This is a genomic window from Vibrio sp. TRT 17S01 (assembly GCF_050113695.1).
Classification (GTDB): Bacteria; Pseudomonadota; Gammaproteobacteria; order Enterobacterales; family Vibrionaceae; genus Vibrio.
Genome location: NZ_JBNJOG010000018.1, coordinates 47,719 through 71,903, shown reverse-complemented (window position 1 = coordinate 71,903; position 24,185 = coordinate 47,719). Strand labels below are relative to the sequence as shown.

At 42.7% G+C, this 24,185-nt stretch carries 22 protein-coding genes; 6 read left to right on the top strand and 16 right to left on the bottom strand.

The genetic code is table 11. The annotated features are described in order from the left end of the window. Positions 1-109 precede the first annotated feature (109 nt). The 8 genes from ACQEXS_RS19875 to ACQEXS_RS19840 all read right to left on the bottom strand — a co-directional run bounded on the left by ACQEXS_RS19875 (position 110) and on the right by ACQEXS_RS19840 (position 9,463). Positions 110-1,147, bottom strand: a complete 1,038-nt coding sequence (locus ACQEXS_RS19875; protein WP_427014951.1) for a 2Fe-2S iron-sulfur cluster-binding protein — start codon at positions 1,145-1,147, stop codon at positions 110-112. Between the two features lie 73 nt (positions 1,148-1,220). Then, positions 1,221-2,879, bottom strand: a complete 1,659-nt coding sequence (gene hcp / locus ACQEXS_RS19870) for a hydroxylamine reductase (RefSeq protein WP_427014950.1) — start codon at positions 2,877-2,879, stop codon at positions 1,221-1,223. Between the two features lie 184 nt (positions 2,880-3,063). Further along, positions 3,064-4,593 carry a nitric oxide reductase transcriptional regulator NorR gene (gene norR / locus ACQEXS_RS19865; protein WP_367986666.1) on the bottom strand — a complete coding sequence of 510 codons (1,530 nt, stop codon included), beginning with the start codon at positions 4,591-4,593 and terminating at the stop codon, positions 3,064-3,066. A 118-nt stretch (positions 4,594-4,711) separates the two neighbouring features. Next, positions 4,712-5,344 (bottom strand): CDP-alcohol phosphatidyltransferase family protein, encoded by a 633-nt coding sequence (locus tag ACQEXS_RS19860; protein WP_427014949.1) that lies wholly within the window; start codon positions 5,342-5,344, stop codon positions 4,712-4,714. Next, positions 5,334-5,984: an ATP-binding cassette domain-containing protein gene (locus ACQEXS_RS19855; protein WP_427014948.1), complete on the bottom strand. Its 651-nt coding sequence runs from the start codon at positions 5,982-5,984 to the stop codon at positions 5,334-5,336. The genes ACQEXS_RS19860 and ACQEXS_RS19855 overlap by 11 nt, the downstream gene beginning before the upstream one ends. Next, positions 5,950-7,647, bottom strand: coding sequence for an ABC transporter permease (locus tag ACQEXS_RS19850; RefSeq protein ID WP_427014947.1), 1,698 nt, complete (start codon positions 7,645-7,647; stop codon positions 5,950-5,952). The genes ACQEXS_RS19855 and ACQEXS_RS19850 overlap by 35 nt, the downstream gene beginning before the upstream one ends. Positions 7,648-7,675: 28 nt before the next feature. Next, complete coding sequence (locus tag ACQEXS_RS19845) at positions 7,676-8,824, bottom strand: ABC transporter substrate-binding protein (RefSeq protein ID WP_427014946.1); 1,149 nt, start codon at positions 8,822-8,824, stop codon at positions 7,676-7,678. Positions 8,825-9,016: 192 nt separating this feature from the next. After that, the gene (locus tag ACQEXS_RS19840) at positions 9,017-9,463 is read right to left on the bottom strand and encodes an META domain-containing protein (protein WP_367986661.1); all 447 of its coding nucleotides are present in this window, start codon (positions 9,461-9,463) and stop codon (positions 9,017-9,019) included. Positions 9,464-9,664: 201 nt separating this feature from the next. On the opposite strand from ACQEXS_RS19840, the gene ACQEXS_RS19835 reads away from it, so the two are divergent. Further along, positions 9,665-9,913 carry a DUF1289 domain-containing protein gene (locus ACQEXS_RS19835; RefSeq protein ID WP_367986660.1) on the top strand — a complete coding sequence of 83 codons (249 nt, stop codon included), beginning with the start codon at positions 9,665-9,667 and terminating at the stop codon, positions 9,911-9,913. Between the two features lie 14 nt (positions 9,914-9,927). On the opposite strand, the gene ACQEXS_RS19830 is transcribed toward ACQEXS_RS19835, so the two are convergent. Together ACQEXS_RS19830 and rarD are read right to left on the bottom strand one after the other, a co-directional pair. Continuing rightward, positions 9,928-10,149, bottom strand: a complete 222-nt coding sequence (locus ACQEXS_RS19830; protein WP_427009369.1) for a hypothetical protein — start codon at positions 10,147-10,149, stop codon at positions 9,928-9,930. Between the two features lie 231 nt (positions 10,150-10,380). Next, on the bottom strand, positions 10,381-11,280 hold the full coding sequence (gene rarD, locus ACQEXS_RS19825; RefSeq protein WP_427009370.1) for an EamA family transporter RarD: 900 nt from the start codon (positions 11,278-11,280) through the stop codon (positions 10,381-10,383). A gap of 287 nt (positions 11,281-11,567) precedes the next feature. Between rarD and ACQEXS_RS19820 the strand changes: the two genes are divergently transcribed. The 3 genes from ACQEXS_RS19820 to ACQEXS_RS19810 all read left to right on the top strand — a co-directional run bounded on the left by ACQEXS_RS19820 (position 11,568) and on the right by ACQEXS_RS19810 (position 12,824). After that, positions 11,568-11,930 carry a PilZ domain-containing protein gene (locus ACQEXS_RS19820; RefSeq protein ID WP_367986657.1) on the top strand — a complete coding sequence of 121 codons (363 nt, stop codon included), beginning with the start codon at positions 11,568-11,570 and terminating at the stop codon, positions 11,928-11,930. Positions 11,931-12,000: 70 nt separating this feature from the next. Then, entirely contained in the window at positions 12,001-12,471 is a 471-nt protein-coding gene (locus ACQEXS_RS19815; protein WP_427014945.1) for an OsmC family protein, read from the top strand. 32 nt (positions 12,472-12,503) lie between these two features. Continuing rightward, on the top strand, positions 12,504-12,824 hold the full coding sequence (locus ACQEXS_RS19810; RefSeq protein WP_367986655.1) for a heavy metal-binding domain-containing protein: 321 nt from the start codon (positions 12,504-12,506) through the stop codon (positions 12,822-12,824). Between the two features lie 125 nt (positions 12,825-12,949). Here ACQEXS_RS19810 and ACQEXS_RS19805 read toward each other — a convergent pair whose 3' ends face one another. After that, positions 12,950-15,310: a cytochrome c peroxidase gene (locus ACQEXS_RS19805; protein WP_427014944.1), complete on the bottom strand. Its 2,361-nt coding sequence runs from the start codon at positions 15,308-15,310 to the stop codon at positions 12,950-12,952. 444 nt (positions 15,311-15,754) lie between these two features. Between ACQEXS_RS19805 and rplY the strand changes: the two genes are divergently transcribed. Beyond that, positions 15,755-16,033 carry a 50S ribosomal protein L25 gene (gene rplY / locus ACQEXS_RS19800; RefSeq protein ID WP_367986653.1) on the top strand — a complete coding sequence of 93 codons (279 nt, stop codon included), beginning with the start codon at positions 15,755-15,757 and terminating at the stop codon, positions 16,031-16,033. A 250-nt stretch (positions 16,034-16,283) separates the two neighbouring features. Here the strand turns inward: rplY and ACQEXS_RS19795 are convergent, their stop codons facing one another. The 4 genes from ACQEXS_RS19795 to ACQEXS_RS19780 all read right to left on the bottom strand — a co-directional run bounded on the left by ACQEXS_RS19795 (position 16,284) and on the right by ACQEXS_RS19780 (position 22,279). Then, positions 16,284-17,816, bottom strand: coding sequence for a leucine-rich repeat domain-containing protein (locus ACQEXS_RS19795; RefSeq protein ID WP_427014943.1), 1,533 nt, complete (start codon positions 17,814-17,816; stop codon positions 16,284-16,286). A gap of 272 nt (positions 17,817-18,088) precedes the next feature. After that, positions 18,089-18,817, bottom strand: a complete 729-nt coding sequence (locus ACQEXS_RS19790) for a hypothetical protein (RefSeq protein ID WP_427014942.1) — start codon at positions 18,815-18,817, stop codon at positions 18,089-18,091. Positions 18,818-19,349: 532 nt separating this feature from the next. Further along, positions 19,350-21,356 carry an HD domain-containing phosphohydrolase gene (locus ACQEXS_RS19785; protein ID WP_427014941.1) on the bottom strand — a complete coding sequence of 669 codons (2,007 nt, stop codon included), beginning with the start codon at positions 21,354-21,356 and terminating at the stop codon, positions 19,350-19,352. Positions 21,357-21,466: 110 nt separating this feature from the next. Then, complete coding sequence (locus ACQEXS_RS19780; RefSeq protein ID WP_427014940.1) at positions 21,467-22,279, bottom strand: nickel-binding protein; 813 nt, start codon at positions 22,277-22,279, stop codon at positions 21,467-21,469. Positions 22,280-22,483: 204 nt separating this feature from the next. Between ACQEXS_RS19780 and ACQEXS_RS19775 the strand changes: the two genes are divergently transcribed. After that, a complete protein-coding gene (locus ACQEXS_RS19775) occupies positions 22,484-23,059 on the top strand; it encodes a hypothetical protein (protein WP_427014939.1) in 576 nt (191 codons plus the stop codon). 184 nt (positions 23,060-23,243) lie between these two features. Here ACQEXS_RS19775 and ACQEXS_RS19770 read toward each other — a convergent pair whose 3' ends face one another. Then, a complete protein-coding gene (locus tag ACQEXS_RS19770) occupies positions 23,244-24,128 on the bottom strand; it encodes an alpha/beta hydrolase (RefSeq protein ID WP_427014938.1) in 885 nt (294 codons plus the stop codon). Positions 24,129-24,185 lie beyond the last annotated feature (57 nt).

Genomic DNA, 24,185 nt, shown 5'->3' with positions numbered 1-24,185 from the left:
ATTGGGGATGCGTGCAGCCGTTATATGCAGCCTCAAAAAGCTAAATCGGCCTAGGTATTTAGGCCAACTTAAAAAGCAAACCAGAAGCTTATCCGTTTACATCTGAAACTTAACCAAGTTCTACTTCGCTATTCGCCTGAATCATCGACGAGCAGGCCAGCACGTAACCTTGTTCAATTTCTTCATCAGTCAGGGTTTCTTGACTGGTTGAAGTAACGCTGCCTTTGGTGACTTTACATTTACAAGAACCGCAAATACCACTACGGCAAGCGACAATTAATGGCAAGCCTGCATTCTCAAGCGCATCCGCCAATACTTCACCTGAATTGACGGTAAAACTCTGGCCAAATGCCGGAACGGAGAGCGTGACACTTTGTTGTTCTTCCGCTTGGGACATTGCTTCTGATTCGTTGGGCGTAAAACTCTCTTCAAAGAAGTGATTCATATCGAAGTTGAGTTCTGATAAGTACTGTTTTACATCCAGCATAAATTGCTTCGGTCCGCAGAGAAAAACGGTTCTTTCGTGCAAATCTACAACCAATTCACTTAACCATTCTTTATTCAATCGTCCTTGTGGGTGTCTAGTGCCTTGAGCGTCTTTTAACAATAGACTTAGAGTGAAATCACTATGCACGGCTTGTATGGTTTCCAGTTGATCAAAATAAATCGTCTGTTGTTTATTTCTGGCGATATGCAGAAACTGAATGTCGATTGCTTGGTTTTGATTTAGCCAGTAACTGGCCATAGAGAAAACCGGCGTGATACCGCAGCCAGCACTAATAAGTAGCGCTTTTCGTTTTGCTGGTGGATGGTCGATACAATTGAACTCACCAGCAGGGCGCAGCACTTGAAGGTCGTCACCAATGTTAAGGTGATCGACGAGGTGGTTAGAGACTTTTCCGCCTTCAACACGCTTAACAGTCAGTTGTAAGAAAGGGTCACTCGGTAAAGAGCTGATGGAATAGGCTCGATATTCAGTTTTACCATCTAAATCGATGCCAAGACTGATGAATTGCCCGGGTTTGAATGAGTGAGATTGAGGCTTTTCCGGATGCTGAAGACGGAAACTGACGCAGTCAGGTGTTTCCTGCCATTTATCAATACAACGAAGTGAAACAGCTTGATTTTGTTGCCATTGGGAATACATATAGCGCTCTCATATCGGGAAAATACATGCAGCCTCATTGAAAAATGAGGCTGCGAATTGACGATGGACTTGTTTATGCTGCAAGAATGGTTTTTAGATCATCTTCAACATTTGAAATCATTCGCATGTCGAACTTCTCTTGAATGATGTTAATCAGGTTCTCAGTTAGAAACGCTGGAGCTGTTGGGCCTGTGTAGATGCCTTTCACACCGAGTGCGAATAGCGTTAGCAAAATGACAATTGCTTTCTGTTCAAACCAAGAAAGAACCAACGTGAGAGGGAGTTCATTGATGTCACAATCGAACTCTTTAGACAGAGCTAGTGCCAGCTGAATCGCCGAATAAGCATCGTTACACTGACCTACATCGAGCAAACGTGGTATGCCGTTGATATCACCAAAGGTGTTTTTGTTAAAGCGGAACTTACCACATGCCAACGTTAGAATCAGCGTATCTTCTGGCGCAGCGGTAGTGAAGTCGGTGTAATAGCTGCGTTCTTTTTTGTCACCATCACAGCCCCCAACAAGGAAGAAGTGTTTAATGTTGCCTTGTTTTACTTGGTCAATAACGGCTGGTGCTGCATTCATAAGCGCGTTTCGGCCAAAGCCAACAGTGATCATGTGTTCGATTTCATCATGCTGGAAACCTGGTTGTGACAAGGCACAGCGGATAACCTTGCTGAAATCATCCCCTTCAATATGTTCAACACCCGGCCAACCTACAATGCTACGAGTAAATAGGCGGTCAGCATATTGACCCACATTTGGGTTTAAAAGACAGTTCGATGTCATCACGATGGCACCCGGGAAGTTAGCAAATTCTTTTTGCTGATTTTGCCAAGCGCTACCGTAGTTACCTACAAGGTGAGGGTACTTTTTCAGCTCTGGGTAGCCGTGTGCAGGCAACATTTCACCATTGGTATAAACGTTGATGCCAAGACCTTCGGTTTGTTGCAAGATTTTTTCCAGATCATGTAAGTCATGACCAGAAACCAATATGCATTTCCCTTTAACCGGCTTCACATTGACGGCGGTTGGTTCTGGGTGACCAAATGTGATGGTTTCACCTTCATCCAGCATTGCCATCACTTTGTAGTTCATTAAGCCGATGCGCATAGAGCAATCAAGTAGCGCATTTAGATCTTCAGGGTCGGTGCCTAACCACGCCATGATTTCGTGGTACTCCGCGTAGATATCGTTATCTGTTTGGTGTAACACGCGTGCGTGCTCCATGTATGCCGCTGCGCCTTTCAGGCCATATAGACATAACAAACGCAAACCAATAACGTCTTCATGGACGGACTCTTTTCCACGGTTTACCGCAACTTGCGGTGCGATGGCTAGGATTTCTTCGGCTGTTGCTGGCAGTTCAAAGTTTGCAACTTCAGGAACTGAGAGCTCATGATTTGAAATGGCTGCTGCCGCTAGTACTTTTTGTTTTAGTTCGGCTTTGAAAATGGCAGCTTGCGATGTTAAATCCAGAATACGTTGAGGATCGAAGTTAACGTTAGTTAGGGTAGAGAAGAAGGCTTTTGGTGCCCACTGATCAACAGCGTCTTCGATAATATCAAATTGGCGGGCTTGCGTTGCCCAGAAAGACACTCCTTGCAGGGTATAAACCAAAACGTCTTGTAGGTCGGACACCTCCGCCGTTTTTCCGCACATGCCTTGAGCAAATGAGCAGCCAGTTGTAGTAGGGGTTTGAATTGTCTGTTCACATTGAATACAGAACATCTTGGGTCTCCAGTGCTTATTATTATTCATCAAATTGTGAAATTCACATATGACCTAATAGAGCATGGAACGTGCCACTTTGTATCTGTTTGAATTTTAAGGATTTACTTTGATTTTTCAGTTTAATTCGATGTGTATTTAACAACACAAATGATGTCAAATACACATCGGTAGAGTTTAATCGTTAGGAATCGACACCGAGCTTTTTGCCCATGCGGTACAGGTTCCCGCGATCCATTTGTAAAAATTGTGCGGCTTTTGCCCAAGTTCCGTCCGATTTATCAAGTGCATGGCGAATGAGATCTTTTTGATAGCCTTCCACGAGTGAACGCATAGGGCTGCTTTCTGCGGGAAAAAAATGCGTTGTCATTTTTACATCTTTAGTCGCGATATTCCCCTCAAAGTGGCTGAGTAAAATGGTTTGTTTTTCCTCTTGTATTGCACGTAGCGCCGCCCGGGTTAAGGTGTGCTCAAGCTCTCGCACATTCCCTGCCCAATGTTGTTGCTCCAAAGCACTTAATGCTTTGGGATGGAGGTGAAGGTTGGGCACGTTAAATTGTTGGCGTACTTTCTCTAATAAATAGCCAGCAAGTACTGGGATATCACCCTCGCGTTTACGAAGGGCCGGGACATGGATCGGAAACACATTTAGGCGATGATATAAGTCTGCACGAAATTGCCCTTGTTCCACTTCTTGTTCAAGTTGTCGGTTGGTCGCAGCAATGATGCGAACGTTGACTAAAAGATGCTTATCACTACCGACACGTTGCAGCTCGCCCTGTTGGATCACGCGAAGCAGCTTCGCTTGCAGCACTAATGGCAATTCACCAAGCTCATCAAGGAAAATGGTACCGCCATCAGCCAGTTCAAATTTTCCTGCTCGATGGCTATTGGCACCTGTGAAAGCACCTTTGACATGGCCAAAGAGCTCACTCTCTGCCAATCCTTCAGGTAAAGCGGCGCAGTTAACGTAAACCATGGGTTTATCTGCTCGTAACGAATTGGCATGCAGATGGTGAGCAACCAGTTCTTTACCTGTACCCGTTTCTCCGGTGATTAATACCGCATAGTCGGATTTGGCAACCGTGTCGATATTGTTTTTAAGCTGGCGCATTTGAGGGCTTAGTCCCACCATTTCACCATGCAACGACCGTGCTTGTTGGATGAGCATTTGGGTGACGTGTTTTTGCTTTTGGTTTTGAGCTTTTAGCGCTTTGAACTGCGCGATATTACGTAGCGTTGCCGCAGCTAAAGCCGCAAAAGTTTCAATCGCTAAGCTATCAACATGGTCGAACGCACCGACGGCCAGAGCATCAAGGGTTAGCACGCCCACGAGTTGTCCATCAACATAAAGACTTGCTCCCATGCAATCGTGAACATCAATGTTATGTTCTTCTGAAAGCATCATGCCATCAAAGGGGTCGGGAAGTGAGCTGTCGGCATCAAATCTAACGGGAGTTTTGCTTTCGATAATCGCTTGGAGCCTTGGATGAGCACTTGGGAAAAAACGGCGTCCTAATACGCTGGTGGAGAGACCTTTCACCGCGACGGGTGTTAGAAAACCGTCTTCATCAAACACAAACAGAGCACTGGCATCGCATGGAAAGACCTGACCGATTCCGTCGATCAGTTTTTGATATTGATGTTTGCTGGAAAGATTTGAGCTTAAATTGAGTGCGATGTTGAGAAGAACGCGTTCAGTGGTATCTGCCATGACGTTATTGTGCTACTTAGCTGAATTCGAGTAGCTACATGGTAACGTGATGATGTGTTTTATACATCACCTCGATACCATTATTCGATGTCGCTTTGACGACGATCAAGTCCTTAGACTATTCAGATTTTTCACATGAATCTGGCTGTTTGAGTGTATGGAAACCTGAGTAAATACGGGTAAAGGTAGTAAACCAGCAAGCCGAACCAAATATATAGGCGATCAGAGCAAAATGCTGAGGAAGGAGACAAAATAAGACAAAGCAAGCGATCGTCTCGGTCCCTTCGGTTAAACCGCTCATATAGTAAAGTGACTTATGTTTGTATACCGGATTATCGATACCACGTTTGCCTGCCATGACAGCAAATGCTAAGAAACTACACCCCGTTCCGATAAAGGAGAAAATCAAAAAGGCACCGGCAACGGCATTAGCTTCTGGGTTTGCGACAACAAAACCAAATGGGATGAGAGAATAGAATAGAAAGTCGAGGCTGATGTCGAGAAAGCCACCTGCATCGGTAATGCCTTGAATGCGTGCCAAAGCACCATCGAGGCCGTCCGCGATTCGATTCATCACAATGAATAAAAGGGCAAGTCCATAGTTTTCTATCGTAAGAGCTGGAAACGCTAAGCAACCAATTAAAAATCCAATAAATGTCGTTTGATTGGCTGTCACTCCCCATTTATTGAGTAAGGTTGCAGATTGGGTCAGTGGCCACCGGATCACTTGAATACTAAATTTATCGAGCATGTTGCGTCTCCCATGGCCAATTCAATACATGCCCGTTCGTAGGCACATCTTCAATATCATGGGTCACCATTAACGCTGGTATGTTTGCTTTATGCAGCTGTTCGATCACCCAATCTCTGAACTGACTGCGTAGTTCTTTATCAAGTTTACTAAAAGGTTCATCCAACAACGCCAGTTTAGGTTTTGCTAACAGCATACGAGAAAGACTGACTCGCGCACGTTGTCCACCAGAAATTTGGTCAGGGTATGAGTCTGCAAGGTGTTCTAAAGAGATATTGCTCAGAGCATGCAAAGCGCGCAGTTTTCTTTCTTCGCCTTTAATGGCGTTTGGCAGAGCAAACGCAAGGTTCTGCCAAACATTCAAGTGAGGGAAGAGCATGTCATCTTGAAAGAGTATGCCGACCTCTCGCAGGTATGGTTCTTTATCCATGAGTATGGCGTCGTTAAGTTTTACCGTGCCTTGATATTCAAATTCATCACTTAAATGGCCTGCAATTAGGCTTAACAATGTGGATTTGCCGCACCCACTTGGCCCCATTAAGCAGAGCACGTCTGCGGGCTGAACGGTGACATTGAGATCAGAAAACAGTGCTTCTCCACCTTTTTTACGGATGGTGAGGCTTTCGAGACATAGTGTCATGCGTAACAGGTTCCTTACTAAATAAGCGACGACGATGTTGCAGTCGGCCTAATACAACAGCGAGAGAGAAGAAAACAAATGGCAGTATAGCTTGCCAAATGGCATAAATTGCGGTGACACGGCGGTCGAACCCACTGGATAAAGCAACCGCCTCTGTGGTGATGGTGGCGATGCGGCCACCACCTAAGATAAGCGTCGGTAAATATTGCGCCAAGCTTACGCTGGCACCAACCGCCCAAGCGTACAAGATGGCGGGTAAGAGTAGAGGCGCTTTTACATGAATAAACGTATAGAGTGGCGTTTTACCTAGGCTTAATGCGGCTCGAGTGTAGTTATTGTCGTAGCTGCGCCATGGGCCATCTAATGCAAGGTAGACAAAGGGGAAAGCAAAGAAAATATGCGACCAGCTTACCCAGAGGAAAAACGAATCACTAGAGATGTAAAGGGTGCTGATTTGTAATCCAAATAGTATCGACAGCTGCGGGATCAACATTGGTAGGGCAATGATGTAATTAGGCAAATGGAGCTTGTATTTGGTCTTGTACTCTTGAGCTAAAATACCAAGCATAAGAGCGGCGGTTGCCGTCACCAGTGCTAAAAGTAAGCTCTGATGAATCGTTGGAATAATATTTACCCATTCATTCATCCAGAAGCGTTCACTGTATTTCGATGGCAATAGATCAGGGAATCGCCAGCGATGAGCAAAACTCCAGATAGCCATCAACGGGAACATCATCGCAGCCATTAGGGCAGAAAATGCAAACAAGCTTTTCCCCGGTAATGCAAAGCCATAGCGCCCAGAAAACTGCCATTTTCCCCAATGACCTGTAATGAGCTTTTCGAGCACAATAATCACAAGCATAAGCAGGCTAGCAGTAATAAACAGGATGACCGCACCAGCCGCTGCGCGAGGTAATAGTGATAGATCTGGGTCGTTAAACCATTGCCAAACCAAGACGGCAAAGGTTGGTGGATTATTAGGCCCTAAGATGAGGCTGAGGTCGACCACGGAAACGCCATAAGCCATCACGGCAAACAAGGCAAAGCGCATTTTAACTAACCATTGTGGGAATACCGCTTTCCACCACATTTGGTTCGGTGTGTAACCCAAAGAGGCGCTGACTTTGGCAACGTTCTCTATTTTCAGCTGTTGCAATACTGGAATGCTCATCAAAAGCAAAAAGGGCACTTCCTTAAAGGAGAGTGCGATGGTTAATCCAAGCGCATAAGGGTCATTGACTAACCACGCGGTATCTTGAGTGTTCAATTCAATGCCAAAGCTTTGGCTGATCAGGCGTGCAAGCATGCCTGTTGGAGCGAATAGAAAAGCAAAACCGATAGCAAAAGCCACGTGAGGCATCGCTAATAAAGGGGACAAAAGGTTTTCTACTTTTCGCCAGTGACGATTGAGCCATAGCTGCTGCAATATCGCAAAGCAAAACAGACAGGATAAATAGGTACTAAAAAATGCGCTGGCGATAGTGAGTAAGAGAGATTGCTCATACCCAACCCAATTGAACACTTGTAAATAGCCTGCTAATGAAAGCTGATCTAATCCAATTGGGGGAATATAACTAAGAGAAGACGCCAGTACACCAACCAACCCAGGAATGGTTGGTGTAATGCAGAGGATGATCAAAAATAAGTACGCCGCTCGAAACATCTGGCTTTGTCTCTCTTAGTTATTCTAATTAATTGCCGTAGCGCTTTTGCCACTCGGTCTCTAACGCGGTTTGCCAGCTTGGATGTGGCTCTGCAACCGATTTAAACAGCTTGGTATTTTTTGCGCTGCCAGTGATGTATTGGTTTTTTAACACTGCAGGGTCACCCCAGATAGACAAATCGCCTTTACGTGATTGAGCATCAGGGCTTAGCAGGAAGTTAATCGCAACGAGTGCTCCTTCTTTTGCCTTTGCATTCCAAGGTATGGCGAGGAAATGAATGTTAGACAGTGCGCCTTTTTCCATGGCGTAGGCACGCGTGGTTTCTGCTAGAGTGCCATTGGCTTGAGCTGAAAATACCGCATTTGGATTAAAAGTTACGGCAAGGTCAACTTGACCATCATCAAGCAGTTGAACCATTTCTGAGCTGCCCGCAGGGAACTGTTTGCCTTGACGCCAAGCTACCTTATGGAAAGCATCTAAGTATTGCCAAAGTGGTTTGGTGATCATCGCGAAATCGACATCACTAGCCGGTTTCTGAAGTACAGGATCGTTACCTGTGAGTTCAATCAATAGTGCTTTAAGGAAACTGGTGCCATGGAACTCAGGAGGGCGAGGGTAGCTAAGGCGGTTTGGAAACGCCTGTGCGTAGCTCAGCATTTCAGCAAAGGAAGCGGGTGGGTTATTTAGCTTCTTCTCATCATAAATAAAGACAAGTTGTCCTACACCCCAAGGGGCTTCTAACCCTTCTGTCGGTTCAGAAAAATCGCTATCAACAGGAAGGGATTTATCAACGTATTTCCAGCTCGGTAAATCAGCGACAAATGGGCCATGAAGCAGCTGGTTAGCTTTCATCGATTTAAAGTTTTCACCATTGATCCAAACCATATCAACGCTGCCACCACTATTTTTCCCCGCGGCTTTTTCAGCGATAAGGCGTGTTGTTGTTTCGGCGATATCCGTGACTTTTACGTGAACGAGTTTAATACCGTATTGCTTTTGCAGCTCGTTGCCTGCCCAGCGAATGTAGTTGTTAATCTCCTGACTACCGCCCCATGCATGGAAGTAAACGGTTTGTCCTTGTGCTTTATCAGTGATCTGTGGCCACTCGGCAGAGGCTTGTGAGAAGGCTTGAAACGAAAAAATGAGCGCGAAAAATGAGGTAATCAACCTTATCATAATGATCCTTTCCATGAATAAATTCGGTAACTTTTGTTGTAGACCGGACTTCGTCCGTAATCTATTCATTATGACGTAAATTTTTGCTTTTTTTTAACTAATAGGTCTATTTGTTATCTGTTTGTTTAAAAGTCCGGCATGCGGGCACAAAAAAAGCAGCCATTGGCTGCTTTTTTAAGAGGAATGAGCGACTTAGTTTTTCCAGTCGTTCAGTTTAAATGTCAATGTGTGTGCATCATTCTTAAGCACCAACCCGTCTTTAGTTAGGGTCATGTCACTCCATTCCATTAGAGTGTTTGCCACAGTTTGCTCTACGTCCATGATGTCACCAATACACATCTTCATGGTCATGCCCATTTTTTCAATGCGGAATTGGTTGTTTTTAAGCTCTGCTTGGCCAAAGAAGTTGTTACAACCTGCGTTGCCGTTAGCCGTCATTTTTTCGCCGACTTCAAGGCGAGGTGCTTTTTGGCGTTCGCTAGTTTCGATTGCTTTGCCATCAATGCTGACGAGTTCCCAGTTATGGTGTTGTAGATCTTGAGCTGTAATTTGTTTCACATCGCCTCCATTGCTTGCGCACGCTGTCATCAGTACAGGTAGTGTGATTGCTGCAAGTAATGTTTTTGAACTAAGCTTCATATTAATAAACTCCAGTATTTGGAAACCACTGCCAAATCGATAGTTTGGCTGTTAATGGGCGCATTATATAGTTAATAAAACAGTGTTTTTGTCAGCGTAAAGTCATAGTTTATGACTATGGAAATATTCAAAGTATTGATTACATTTAATTTATGGGTATTGTATAACTTAGCTATACGGTTTAAATAGTAAGAGGCAAGCATGGAGCAGCTCGAGTTTTTTACTGTCCCTAATCCTTGTGTAGGTGTTTGTACAGTAGACGAAAAAGGCTACTGTCAGGGCTGCATGCGCAAGCGTGAAGAACGTTTCCAATGGTTAGAGATGACGCCAGCTCAGCAGCTACATGTGATAAAGCTATGCCGTCAGCGTTATCGCCGAAAAATCGCGCAAGGCAAATCGGCTCCAGAAATGTCTCCAGAGCCACAAAATCCTCAACAAGACCTTTTTTAAAGCAGCTTCAACGCTTACTTCAAGCCCCATTTATCGCTAACCCAGCCACCAGCATGGTCATCGAAATGGTTCCCTACAAAGCGATTATTTTGCTCGATGTTTTGCTCGCATTCCGGTTTGGAGTCCAACAGCTCTTGAATATAACTAGCCATCGGATCGCCACTACTTAACCGCTCTTGTCTTACTGCGACTTCTTTAATGAGTTGAAGACGAAAAGTGTTGCTTGCACGTTTCATGTAATGACCCTCCTAGTTGGAATGACTAATAGGAAAAATTAGGACTAGAGAGGTAAAACGTCAACCTGTTTAGAGGGTGGTTTAGATAAATTTTCTTTTTCGAGATTAAAATGTGACCAGTTATTGAAACTAAATCTGGATAAAAGATAATATTATCCAGATAATTAGCTAATTTTATGTGCCACAGCACTGTCACATAAAGTTCATATTTGTCATTTGTAACGATGGATGTCAGGTCGAGTTTCGTGCGCTACGTTTTGCTCGGCGTATAATCGCTTCAATCACAATCAGAAATAAACCAGCCCAAATCATTGAAAAACTGATTAGTTTCACTTCATCAAAAATCTCACCAAATATAAATACAGCGAGTAAGAACTGGATTGATGGTTCGATATATTGCATCAGGCCAACATTTGACATGTCCGTCATACGTATAGCAATGGAGTAAAACACCAGAGGAATGAGCGTTGCAGGCGCCGCTCCTATATATAATGCAAGTACTTCCCACCCTTGGGATAGGGATTCTGCGCCAAAGGTGTATGACTTGTATGTCATGTAAGCAAGTGCAAATGGTGCGAGTACGAGAGCTTCAACAAATAAACACGTGCTCCAGTCGTAAGTGATTTTCCTCTTATACCAACCGTATAACGTAAAAAAGACCGCCATTAATAGCGCAATCACAGGTACTTGACCGTATTGGTAAACCTGATATCCAAGCCCGACGGTCGCTAAAACCAAAGCGACACGTTTGCCGAGCGAAAGATGTTCACCTAATACAAGAACGCCAAGCGCAATCATAGTGATTGGACTGATGAAAAATCCAAGACTTGCGTCAATCACTCGGTCATGAGTCATCGCCCAAGTAAATGCAGCCCAAGAAATAGACATAAGTGAGCTGGCAAGAAATGTCAGCTTTAATGCCTGCTTGTTGGCCCAAATCTTTTTGAAATCGGGCAGTTTTTTTGTGATTAACAAAACAATCAATGCACCGAAAGGCACAGAAGCAAGTAATCTTACCGCTAGCAGTTCGTCTGTCGCTGCTTGAGGAAGAAATTGGTAATACAGTGGTAGCAGTCCCCACAAAACAAAGGAGAAAGCCGCCATTGAGTTTCCAAGGCGTGGATTGTTCATGGTGTTCAAATATAAGAGGGAAAGATGTTCGATTTTAGGGCTAATCTGGCACAAGTAAAGTGAATTGTAGCACGAAGATTATACTTTATAGTTTTATGGTCTGTTGTTTGGTCTGAAGGCACTGTTGAACCTCTGATTGCTGTTCAAGCTTCATGATTTTACACATGAATTTAAAGTTGTTAATTCAATTGTCGATACTTATAGTTAACTGGTTTAGAATTAAAGAGTATTAAACGCATTTATATTTCAACGTTCGTTTGGAGCGGTGCGGAAAGGAGTCATCAGGCATGAGTGAAATGTCATTTGAGCAAAAGCGACAGTATTATCGGTTGAAATACCCTCGCCGAGCACGTCCGTATGTTCGAATTGAAGAGCGTTTGTTCTCTGTAACGGAAGTTTCTGAGAAAGGGCTAAGAGTGCTAATGGGAGATTTACCCGCACTCTATCGAGGGCTGAGCCTGTCTGGTAAGTTAAGTTTATCTGGTAATCGGACCATTCACTTTGAAGGGGCCATCTTACGTTTTGATAAAGATGAAGTGATCCTTCAGCTTTCAAAAGGGCCAAGCTTCAAAAATATGGTGGAAGAGCAGCGCCGTATACGTCAGAAGTACCCATCCTATTTCGCTCGACTTCGTCAGCAAGCAGCATAATCATAATTAACACAAAGGCAGGTTTTACCTGCCTTTGTTGTCTTTGTACAACGTGTCTAAGGAAAGGACTATGTCAGAATACACGGCGGTGGTCAGTTGGCAGCGTCAAGCCGCAGAAACTTTTACAGATAATAAATACAGTCGAGCACACCAATGGGAGTTTGATGGTGGCGTGATTGTACCAGCTTCTGCATCGCCTCATATTGTTCCATTACCCTTGTCGGTGGAAGAAAATGTGGATCCTGAAGAGGCATTTATTGCGGCCTTATCAAGCTGTCATATGTTGGTGTTCTTATCGATTGCAGCCAAAAGAAATTATGTGGTTGAACAATATGTTGATAGTGCGGTCGGAGTATTAGAACCCGATGAAAATGGAAAAACCGCAGTGACAAAGGTTGCACTGCGTCCAAGCATTCATTTTTCTGGCGAGCGTAAACCAACGTACGAGCAGCTGGAGAAAATGCACCATGTCGCTCACGAAAACTGTTTTATTGCGAACTCAGTAAAAACAGACGTAACAACAGAGATAATCTTTAACTAGTGATGGTTCTCAGCCATACATAAGGAGTCACAATGCTCAAGACAACAACATCCACTGTGGACGGAAAACAAATTGACCAATACCTCGATGTGGTCGTGGGTGAAGCCATTCTTGGTGCCAATATTTTTAAAGACTTATTTGGTGCGATTCGCGATGTAGTTGGCGGGCGCTCCGGGGCGTATGAACGTGAAATGGGGAAAGCACGTCAAATTGCTTTTGATGAAATGGAAGCGAGAGCAAAAGAGCTTGGTGCCGATGGTATTGTTGGTATCGATATCGATTATGAGGTCGTTGGGCAGGGTGGCAGCATGATGATGGTAAGTGTCAGTGGTACCGCCGTTCGTTTCAAATAAGTAGGCCTAACTCAAAACCAAAACAGCCATGATGATCCATGGCTGTTTTCTTTATGGCTTAATATGCCGTTATTGTCTGATAGTCCGTGGCACGTTGCCCTGTATTTTGAGCTCTCTCTATTGAACTAGTTAGCGATGCCCATCTCTTCGGCAGAAGCACTGTCTGTGCGCACATCGCTAGAGACTGCTGACATGAAGGCATTCAGTGCCATTAACTCCTTGTCTGTCATACCCAGACGTTGAATTAACGGTGACACTTCAGGGAAGTTTTTGTCATATTTTCCAGCGTACTGAGGGAAGTTACCACTGCGATTTCGTGTCATCCCATTGTTATACATCGCTAATAAACCAACGACACGGTCGGCTTTTGGGATCACCGTGGCAAGCTTAAACAAACCAAGGTGTGTAGTTGGGTCAGTGGCTTTGATGTCTCTTAGCATAGGTACACGGAACTTGCCCATATCTTCAGGGCGATAAGTCACGTTGAAGCGACCTCTGTCTTCAAGGCTACGACCGTAATAAGTTAATCCAATGTTCTCGAATTGCTGATTACTCATCATTGGGCCGCTGTGACAGTTCATACAACGTGCTTTTGTTCGGTACAAATGCAATCCATGTAGCTGCTCATCATTTAAAGCACTAGCGTCGCCTTTTAGAAAACGGTCAAAGTCGCTTTCTTTGCTAATGATTGTACGTTCAAACGTGGCGATTGCTTTCGCAATTCGATCTAAAGTGATCATATTATCGCCGAATGCAGCTTCAAACAGTGGGGCGTATTCAGCGGCATCATCCAGCTTCGTCACTAGCTCATTATGGGGAAGTCCCATTTCAATCGGGTTCGCAATTGGATGGAGTGATTGTTCTTCCAAGGATGCGAGTCGGCCATCTAGAAACAGCGTTTGATAATAAGCTGTATTGATGATCGTCGGTGTATTGCGTGGTCCTTTCTGCCCGTTAATTCCGACCGCTTGTCTTATCCCATCAGCCCATCCTTTAGCAGGATCGTGACAGCTGGCACAAGAAAGTGAATTATCTTTTGAAAGCTGTGGGTCAAAAAACAGTTTTTTCCCTAACGCAACTTTCTCACTGGAATATGGATTGTCTTGAGGAAAAGGTACCGCTGGCTTTAATCCTAGCTCTTGCCATGCGACACCTTCATCAACCGTAGGAGCGGGCCATTGTGAAGGATCTTGGCTGTAATCGGCTCGCAACTTGGCTATATCCACAGGAGTATCCGTGGCAGGAATATTGAACCACATTTCATAAGGGGTGAAGCTGTGGAGCAATATTTGAGCCTTATCTTCTCTGGTTGCAGGGGAGATTTGAAGTGCTCCAGAGTTGACATTAGCAATCGCAATCTCATGATTTTCATCGACAACCCAAAAATTACTCTGACCGTTTACTGCAGGGAATGTTAGGGGAAAACCAAACTCCGCTTCTTTAAACAACTTACTTAGCTCTTTAACAGTTGGAAGTTTCCAATTGTTTACCTGACATAGGTACGATTGGTTGATGGAAGACACTAAGTTTGTGGCTGTGTCAGCATCAATGTCCGCCATAGAATCATTGTTCGAATACCAAAGGCGCGTACCATAATCACGGCTGGAGACTCGGCGAATATCGTCAACACAGGTCCAAGGCGTTTCCTGATAGCTCAGTGTTTGCGCTTGTATCGGCCATGCGCGTTCATCTAAACGCAGAAAACTGGTTGACTCAGGGTTCTCTGGTTCCTCGATGTTAAACAGATCTCGTTTCGCCTGATGGATCTCATCACTGTTTGTGGCGAAAAACGCACGCTTTACGGCTTCATCTTTCACGAAGTCTGCCATCATGTCATAGCTCGATGGATAGTAGAGCTTGGATGGGTGCTGGTGGATAACCTCCGTCGCGACCATGAGGTCTTGCACATTCTGTTGGTAGGAACCAAGTGCACTATCCGATGTCATTTGCGCAATTTCTTCGTCAGATAAGGCTTGATCGAAGTTCTTATCGGCAAGCGCGTATTCTGCGGTGGACTGTAACGTGATTTGAGCAAGGGGAGTGTCAACTTCATTATCGCGATATGCATTGGGCTCTGCCGAGCGAGACATCGCCTTACGCTCAGAGATGGTTTCTAGGGTATCAACATCCTCACTAAGGTATTTATAGGTATCGACACTCATCGCTACCGAAACTTGAAGAGGGGAGTCTAACGCAACTCCGGGTGGGATCACCGCTTGTATTTCCCCGGCATTGTCAACCGTTCCACTGAGCGTCCAGTTGGTTTGAGGTTGTTGAATGACATAGTCGCTACCAGCAGCTTCGTTGTGATCAACATGTGCGCGAAACAAGAAACTATGTTGAGTTTCGGTTGGTTTTTCTGGTGGGATCACGTCAACAGGTTGAGAAGAGGTGGTGTGATCATGGCAGCCAGAAAGGAGAGCAAGTGAGCTAATTATCACGGCTTGCGTGACAACCACTGAATGTAATTTTATTTTGTTTTTCATAATGCAAATGATAGTGATTACCGTTACGTTTACTTTCGCGAAGGAAGGTAACCATTTCCACGGGGTGCTTCAAATATTTGATATAAGTAATGATGTTTTTCTCATATTTGAACCCGATTAATATTGGGTGGAATGAGCCATGAGGAGAGGGGGAATTGAATAAATATGAGGTTGAGAGCTGCGAGGTTATGGGAAAAATTTAACACTGAGCAGGTGGTCTAAAAATAGTCAAAACCGACTCTTTGATTACTTTGTTAGCACAAAGAGTCAAAACACAGTGTTAAAAGAGATTTCCTTTGCCAGTTTCTCTTGTTTTGGAGCTGATTGAATGATAGTATCCGCGCTCGTTTTGACAGTAATAACTTATTACTTGTTGAAACCATACCACATCACAAGGTCGCATTGTGACGTGAAGTTTTTTACTATTTTTTTGAGAGTAATACTATGAAATTTGAAGCAGTAGTACGTACTGAACTAGGTAAAGGTGCGAGCCGCCGCCTACGTCACGCTGGTCAATTCCCTGCTATCGTTTACGGTGGTGAGGCTGCGCCAGTATCAATCGCTCTAAACCACGACAACGTTGTTAACCAAATGGACAAGCCTGAGTTCTACGAAGGTATCGTTCTAGTGATCGACGGCGCTGAAGTAAAAGTTAAGCCACAAGACGTTCAACGTCACGCTTACAAGCCAAAAGTTGAGCACATGGACTTCATCCGTATCTAATTCCCCACCAAGGAATTATTCGGATTTAATCCAAACCTTTTGCATATAAGATAATCGGCCTTACCAACCGAGACATCTAAAAATTCGAAACCCCGATGCTACCAACATCGGGGTTTCACCGTTTTTGAGCCCTCAATTCTATTCAACTTACTGAAACGCAACTAACCATAAGCACACTATGTTTGGGAAGATTAAACTCAACGTGGTTAAGCACTTCTCTTTTCTTGTCAGTGACTTTGAATATCAGCTTCTAATCACTACACTTACCCGTAACAAGCTTTTGTATCTCTTCGACCGTTGAAGTATCACTCGTCACTCGTATACTACTCGGTAGGTGGTACATACAGAGTTCTTTCAAATTTGGCACATTTTTGAGTACCAGTGATTTTACCGAACCATGGTAGATCTGAAGCTTCTCTAATGCAGGCATATCTTCTAGGTACAGTTCATCTAATGGCGAGCGGCTGAGTATCAGTTTAGTCATTTTTTTCGCTTGCTTAACCGTTATCTTCGGAGTGTTTACTTCATATATACGTAGCAATTCCAGACTCGGTTGTGGCTCGATCGTGAACACGTCTAATTGCTCTAGGTTCTCAACGAATAAGTTAGTAAGTTTAGGTAATGTCGGAATGGTTAAGTTCCTGATATCACTGTCTTCAAGAATGACTTCTTCTAAACTAGAGCCTGTAGGCCATTTGATCTTATTCAGGTTGGTGACTCTCAGATAAACCCGTTCGAGTCCATCTAGAGTCGACATATCAAGGTTTCCGTCGTTGATTCGAGCTTTCAGTGTAAGTGATAACAGACTGTTAAATTGGGTAAAATCACCGTTTTCTACAACATAGCCGAATGACCGATCACACTTAATACGCGATATGTGCGAAAAATAAGGCAGTTCTCCTCCCCTTGTTATGCACGTATATATTCCCGTCCCTTTCGCGAATTTCTCCTCAACCTTCGCCAATGGATTATTGTCCACTGAATATTGGTCAAGATTTGGAAAGATCTTAGCATCAAACGATGACAATTGGTTATTCTGCAATCCTAATATAGTAATGACATTTGGGTTTGCGTATCGCATACTTTTAAGTTGGTTGTTGGCTAGGTACAACTTATCCAAGGCTGGTGCGTCACTACTATCGAGCGATGTTAACTGGTTATCCTGAGCGTTTAAGAAATGTAAGATTGGCAAGTTTTTAAGCGTTAAGTCAGACAGTTTATTATCGTTTAAGTGTGCTTCCGTTAATTTAGGCATATCGGCAAGCGTTAAAGATGATAGTGGAGTGTTGATAATCGTAAGTTCCTCCAACTGAGGAGTATTGTCAAGAGACAAAGACTTTAAGCCAGGCCCATCAATAACCATCTCCGTCAATGCGGGTAGCTCAAGAGTCAATGCTAGGTTCGCTGGTAAAGCCTTATTTCTAGTAGTATCGAGGATAGAAATTGAACGCAATTTACTATGCTGTAAGGATAGGGTGATATCATTTTTAGTCGGTGTCCCTAAAGATATGAACTCTTCAAGTTTTGGTAACTGCGTTTCAAATGTATTTGGCGTGAGATCTGTTTTCTCCAGATACTCGCCTATAACGAATAAAGAAGTAAGTTCGGGTAATGTGCCAAACGTTATTGAACTGAAGCCGTCTTCTCCAACCTGCCCCCAAAGCTCAATGTGTTTCAGCTTAAGGTTATTGCTTACATCTAAGTTATTAAGATAGTTGAGAGAAAGATCTAGGTAATTCAGATCGTTGAAATACTTGATTTCATCAGCCCTTTTTATATTCATCCTTGGGCATTCGATATGCGTTATTTTGGAAAGTTCTTCAACACCTAAATTTAAAACACATTTTTCGAAATTTTTATCTACGAAACGAATTTCTGAAACCTTACTTGGCAGCTTAAATCCCACTAATACTGCTAATAAAGAGACCCCAATAGTGAACGTGCCAAATATATATTTAACCATAACTACCTGTTAATTGACTATATGAACCATCGATCAGCTTACTAAATAAAAGGACTAAATTTCGACCTTCCTTACAAAAAATAGTGATTTTTTTAACTATAATGGTCAAACAACAAGCCATGACGAATCTTTACTTCTTGCTCAGAATCAGAAGAATAGATTTTCTGAGTTTTTCCATCAACCTCAATCGTAACTATACATAATGTGAAGTGACTGGTCATCCCTGTGGTTGAGATGGCTTTTTCTTTCGAACACTTTTCAATTTGAGAAACTTCAATCACAGTTTCAGGATAAGGATAAACGATCTCCAGTAGCAAGATAATCATCACGATATTCATTGTATGTACAGAAAAGCTGATGTGCTTAAGTGCCCAATCAACAGGAAAATGGCGCTTTATCAGCAATATACTAAACGAGGCAACAGTAAAGAATACCCAGAAACTAAAACCGGAAGACATCACTGAAAAGAACAATGTGTTAATAGTAGAAAGAATCAAAAGAGGAGGTAAAACGAATACCGAGAGCATTAACATTGTACCTAGCCGATCTTCTGCATTGACGGAGAAGAGAAATTGCAAATATATCTTAACCATTAGCCAAGAAACAAATAATAGGATGACGACGATAACGGGTACTCCTAACATTACCAATCCTATAACCGGACTTGAATATGCAATCGTAAAACTAACTGATAAGAAGACAGATAAGAGTGTAATAGGCTTAAAAAACAACCAAATAAAAAGACCACCGGCATACTGTTCTATTCCATCTACTATTTTTTGAACTGGTTCTTTCAACATAATCACGTTCGAATCTGACATAACAATATTCCGATCAATAAAACAACAGCGAAAACGCAACAAATCTCACTAGCGGCCAAACCATCATTTTAAGGGAGAATTACTCAATCAGTGCTAAGATTAGCTTGCCTAACTAGCGTAAATCTCATTGTTAAATATGTAAACGCTGAGCATTGAATCTTTAGTTATCATGTCACTCAATAAGCTAGGTGGTACTTAAAGTGCATTGCCAAAGATTAGAAGGTGACGCCGAAGTTTTTTGTTAGACTAACATAACACTCGGAAATATATATTAAATTTTTTAATTGACAGGTTGTATATAGTTAAAAATGCCAAATCATCTGCGTTACAAACTTGAAAGGGGAGGGGCATAAAACCTTTTCTCTTCTCTCGTGCAAAAATGAAGATTATTTAAGAAAAACTATGTATTAAAGTTGTAGCAAGGTTTGTATTACGTGGCAGCTTAATATCACAATGAGTGAACCGAATAAGTTCAAAATACTCTCAACGTCCCTTTGGTGCTTATTTTAAGAGTCTAAGCATCCGATGATATTTAGCTATGATCAAGTAGATCAAAATCACACACATGGTGATGGAAATTACCGCACTCATTACAGTCATTTTTGTACTGCTTATTTTTGATTGCGAGATAGGCTTTTGTATCAATAAATAGCTTCACTAAATCGCCATTTAGCTGACCTTTTTCAGCCTCATTGAATAGAATCTTAAACGCAATATCGTTGGGAAGTGCGTTTTTGTACGGTCTATCAGAGGCAGTTAGCGCGTCATAGATATCACACACGGTCATAATTTGGGAAGCGAGTGGAATTTGTTGACCCGTTAAGCCTCTTGGATAACCACTACCATCTATTTTTTCATGATGTGCACCAGCAATGTGAGGTATGTCTTGAAGGTCTTGCGTCCAAGGGATCTGTTTTAAGAATGTTTCAGTGTGGATGACGTGAGAGCGTATCTCTTCCATCTCACTCAAGGTCAGGCTCCCTTTAGGAATCGATAATGCGTGTAGCTCATCTTCAGTGATGAGTGGTGCCAGCATACCACTGTCATCAACAGCATGATAAGCATGGATCTGTTGCAGATTATCTGAGACCGACTCTGGCAACACAGCTGGTTCATTGGCTTGTAAAATGTCGAGCCAAAACTGTTCTAGTTGAGAGATTTGTTGTTGAATGTCTTCTAATTTTCTAAGGGTAGAGTGCGAGTTCTGAGCGGGCATTTTACCAAACAACTTAAGTTCGATTTCGGCTCGCTGACGAAGCAAGGTTTGTTGTGTGAGGCGAATACGATATTTAATAATATCCAATTGATGGTCAGTTAGCTTTTTCGCTTTGGTTAACACGGACTCTTTAACACCTACTTTACCAAAATCATGCAGTAGGGCGGCGTACTTTAGTTGGCGCAACTCTTTTTTACTCAGATGCTGATTTTGATACTGCTTAAGGTTTGAGTTGGCTAAGCTGTGGGCTAAAGCAATCGAGAGATCAGCGACACGGAACGAGTGACCACTGGTGGTTGGATCTCGTTGCTCAATGGCAGTAACGGAAGCTTGCACAAAACCTTCAAATAAGCGGTGAATACTTTCAATCAAGCGCCGGTTTTCTATCGCAATTGCAGACTGACTGGCTAATGCGCGCAGCAAGGGGCAAATATCTGGCTCAAAAGGAATGACATTTTCTTTGGTCACCGAGTGGGAAGAGAGTAATACCTCTGCACGCCTAGTGTGATTAATAAACTGCAATACACCAATGATTTCTTGCTGGTGATTGAAGATGGGGATTGCCAATAATGATTGGCAGCGGTATCCAGTCACATGGTCAAAAATAGGGTTGAATTGGTAGGGTTTATCGTGAATATCGTAGACATCAGTAATATTTACTTCATGGCCATGGATAGCCACATACCCAGAGATGCTACTGTCATTAAGTTCAAATCGTTGCTCCTTAAAATCAAACTCAATAGATGCATTCTGAGTGAGTTTGAGTACTAAGTGGCGATTTTGTTTGTCTTGATCATCAAGTAAGAATAGCGAAGCTGCATCACAAATCGCCAGTTTTCTCCCTTCATCTAAAATCCGATTCAACAAGGCGCTCAAACTCTTTTCAGCGGAGAGTGCAATGCCAATCTCAGTAAGCCGAGTCAAGCTAGTACTTTTACTACTTAGCAGCTGCTTAAGTTCTTGCTGCTGAACCTGTTGAGTATGAAGTAGTAGGGCTGACTCGATATGCTTAAGGGTAATTCTTTTGTTAAAGCCACTAGGCACGTATAGGTCCGCTTCAACCTCAAGGTGTTGCTCTGCAAGGATGATGAGAAACTGTTGGTTACGCCATTGATTGATGGTTGATAATGTCAAAGTCTCAATAAGAGTTTGATCTAAGATAAGTAGGGTAGGCGTAAGATTAAGGATTTCGTGCTCACTACTGACTTCGACGCAACGCAAACATCTGCGGTTTAACTCACGCGGTATGACGGTTGAAGCAAAGCCGCTACCGTGTGCGATCAGCAGTTTGCCAAGTGCGTTCTTATCATCGGTTAGCTTCATGACAACTCCCATTTGAACTGATGTCGACTCATTCAGTTTGCGCCAATAGACTCTGCCGCATAGAGAGGTTGTGATAAAGGGTTAATGAGAGTAGAGCCTAATTTAACTTGTTAGATGACCTGATAAACCATAGTAGGTTCGTTAAATCCTTTAAATTGCTTTTCACCAAATTCGCGAAACTGGAATTGACCGTTAGAACAACTTTGCCTAACTAAGTCGACCACCAGTATTTGGTCTGATTCAGTAGCATCACAAACCCTTGACGCCATTTGTACTGCGCTTCCAAATAGATCGTTGTTTTCTTCGACAGGTTCACCTGCGCTTAATCCGATACGGACATGCATACTTTGTTCAGGCTTGCTTAAGTTGTGTTGATTGAACGCCAACTGAATGTCTTTCGCACATTCAACAGCATTGTCGGCTGAAGTAAAGGAGACCATGAACCCATCGCCAGTATGCTTAATTTCACGCCCATCATGTGCTTTGATGGCATTGCGAGTGATAACGTTGTGAATACGTAACAAGTGCATTGATTTTTGGTCGCCTAACTCGGTCGTCATGGCGGTAGAGCCGGCAAGGTCTGTAAACATGATGATGCGAAACGCACTGTCTATTTCTGTTGATTGGTGCGGCTCAGAGGCGACTGGGTCTTCGATGCGACCCAAAAATAGTTTAACCACATCAGCATCAACGGGAATGATTTCTCCGGGGATATCGCCATGCGCCTCTTGGTGGACTTGTTTTATTACCGATTCACTTTCCGCTTCGACTAAGCAAAAGGTGGTGCCTCGCGTTTCATCAAACCAATATGTGACAAATTTGACGCCATACTTATCTTGAATATCTAAGTCTTTTTGATGGGCTAATTCAATCGCTTCTCGGGTGGGATTTTCTGAAAAGTGACGATCCATAAATAGAGGCATACTGAAGAACTCCCGATGCTGACTGTTGAATTAACCATAGCACAAGTAAATACGCCGTGATGGGTTTGCTCGTATTATGTGAAAATATGTAGAGAGTAATAAGAATGTGAGAGCATATGTTTTCATCACTTGAATTAATGGAAGGAAAAATGCATGATGTGTTTCAAATGCTTATGGATCGAAAGTTTTAATAAAGGTAGATGCATGTCGGAAATTATATGTAAATGTATATTATTTTTTTTATTACTTTTTCCTAATTTTTTGATGGCAAATGAGTTTGGAGTTCCAGTTAATCAGGAGTTTTTAGAAAGCAAACTAAGTTGTGAAAAATTACAACTATCGGCAATGTGTTTAGATTCCATAGTTTATTATGATGAACCCAAAGCTTACATTTACAAGTTTAAAATAAATACAAGTTACTCTGAATCAGACTTAGAGAAAATTATAAACTTCAGAGTGGACTTTATGTCTTCACTATTGAACCCGATTACAGCTCAGTTTTTCGAAGTGGAACCATTATTCTTAGATAAGATTGATACCCAAATATATCCCGCTGAAAATATTATTGTTGAACTTTCTGTTCTAAATAAAAATAAGAATTATACAGCCTATGTTTATCCAAAAGTTATTGAAAATAAAATAATGCTTATCTCGGGATTTAATGAAGGTCATATAAATACATATCAGTATCTAACAAGTAAGTGTAATGAAATTAAATCTATTACAAAAAATATTAAAAATAAAACTATAATAGAATATTGTGAGTTTTATAATTATTAGCTGGGGCTCTCAATCTGACGGTGGAAGCAATGAAAGTACAATATGGCGCTTTACGACTGCACCTTAGATACTGCACTGTAATTAATTAAGACAAAAATGGCTGCCATTTGGCAGCCATGGTATATCTAAAAAGCTCAAAGATCTTCAGCTTAGGTTCCCTTATCTGATAATACTTCCTATGGCTTTAACGGTAGAACTTCACCAATTTCTCAACAGCTTGATCTACATATTCAGGTACATCGTATAGCCCAATGTGGTTTGCTCCTTCGATGTACGTTAACGCTTTAGGTTCGTTAGCTGCATCAAACATCTGTTTGCTTTCATATGCTGAATCCGCCTGTGCTCCAACAATCATTAACAGTGGGGTTGGCGCTATCTGATCTGCGATATCTAAAGCAGAAAAGTTAACGAGACTCTCATATGACCAAGGGAGGAATTTACTTTCATAGAGGCCTTTAGCACCACGATCGGTCATGTAGTATTCATAGAACTCACGGAAGAGGCGAGGCATTTCTGGATCATCAGATTGAGGTGCATGAGGTAGGTAGTCAATTTTCCCTGTCGTTAAGTAACGTTCTCTTGCTTTGTTCGCTAGTGCGAGAAGTTCTAAGATACCTTCACGTCCCATAATGCTGTGATAAAACCCTCGATGATCGAAATAAGCGCTTACCGTGGCGAGCGATTTTACGCGTCTATCTGTGGCGACAGTATGTGCCAAATACCCACCACCAGAACAAACACCTAATGCATGAATCTCTTTGACATAGTCGAGCGCTGCCAAAAATGTGATGGCATTTCGGCAGTCTTCCGCTTTATTAAATGGATTTTCATGGAATCTGGGCTCGCCTTCACTTGCTCCAAAAGTAGCATGGTCAAACGTTAGTGCAACAAATCCTTGTTCAGCAAGCTTTTGTGCGTAAATTTGAACCGTTTGCTCTTTTACTCCCGCCTGCGGTGCTGCAATGATCACGGCAGGACGTTTGTCATGAATTTCTTTCGGCTGATGAAGTTCTGCTGCAATTCGGTTGCCATTGCTAAAAAAGAACACATTTGTTTTTAATACAGTCATTGTGAAATATCTCTTGTTCATAATCATGTAGGTAGTCTGAGGTCTCCCTCTTCACTT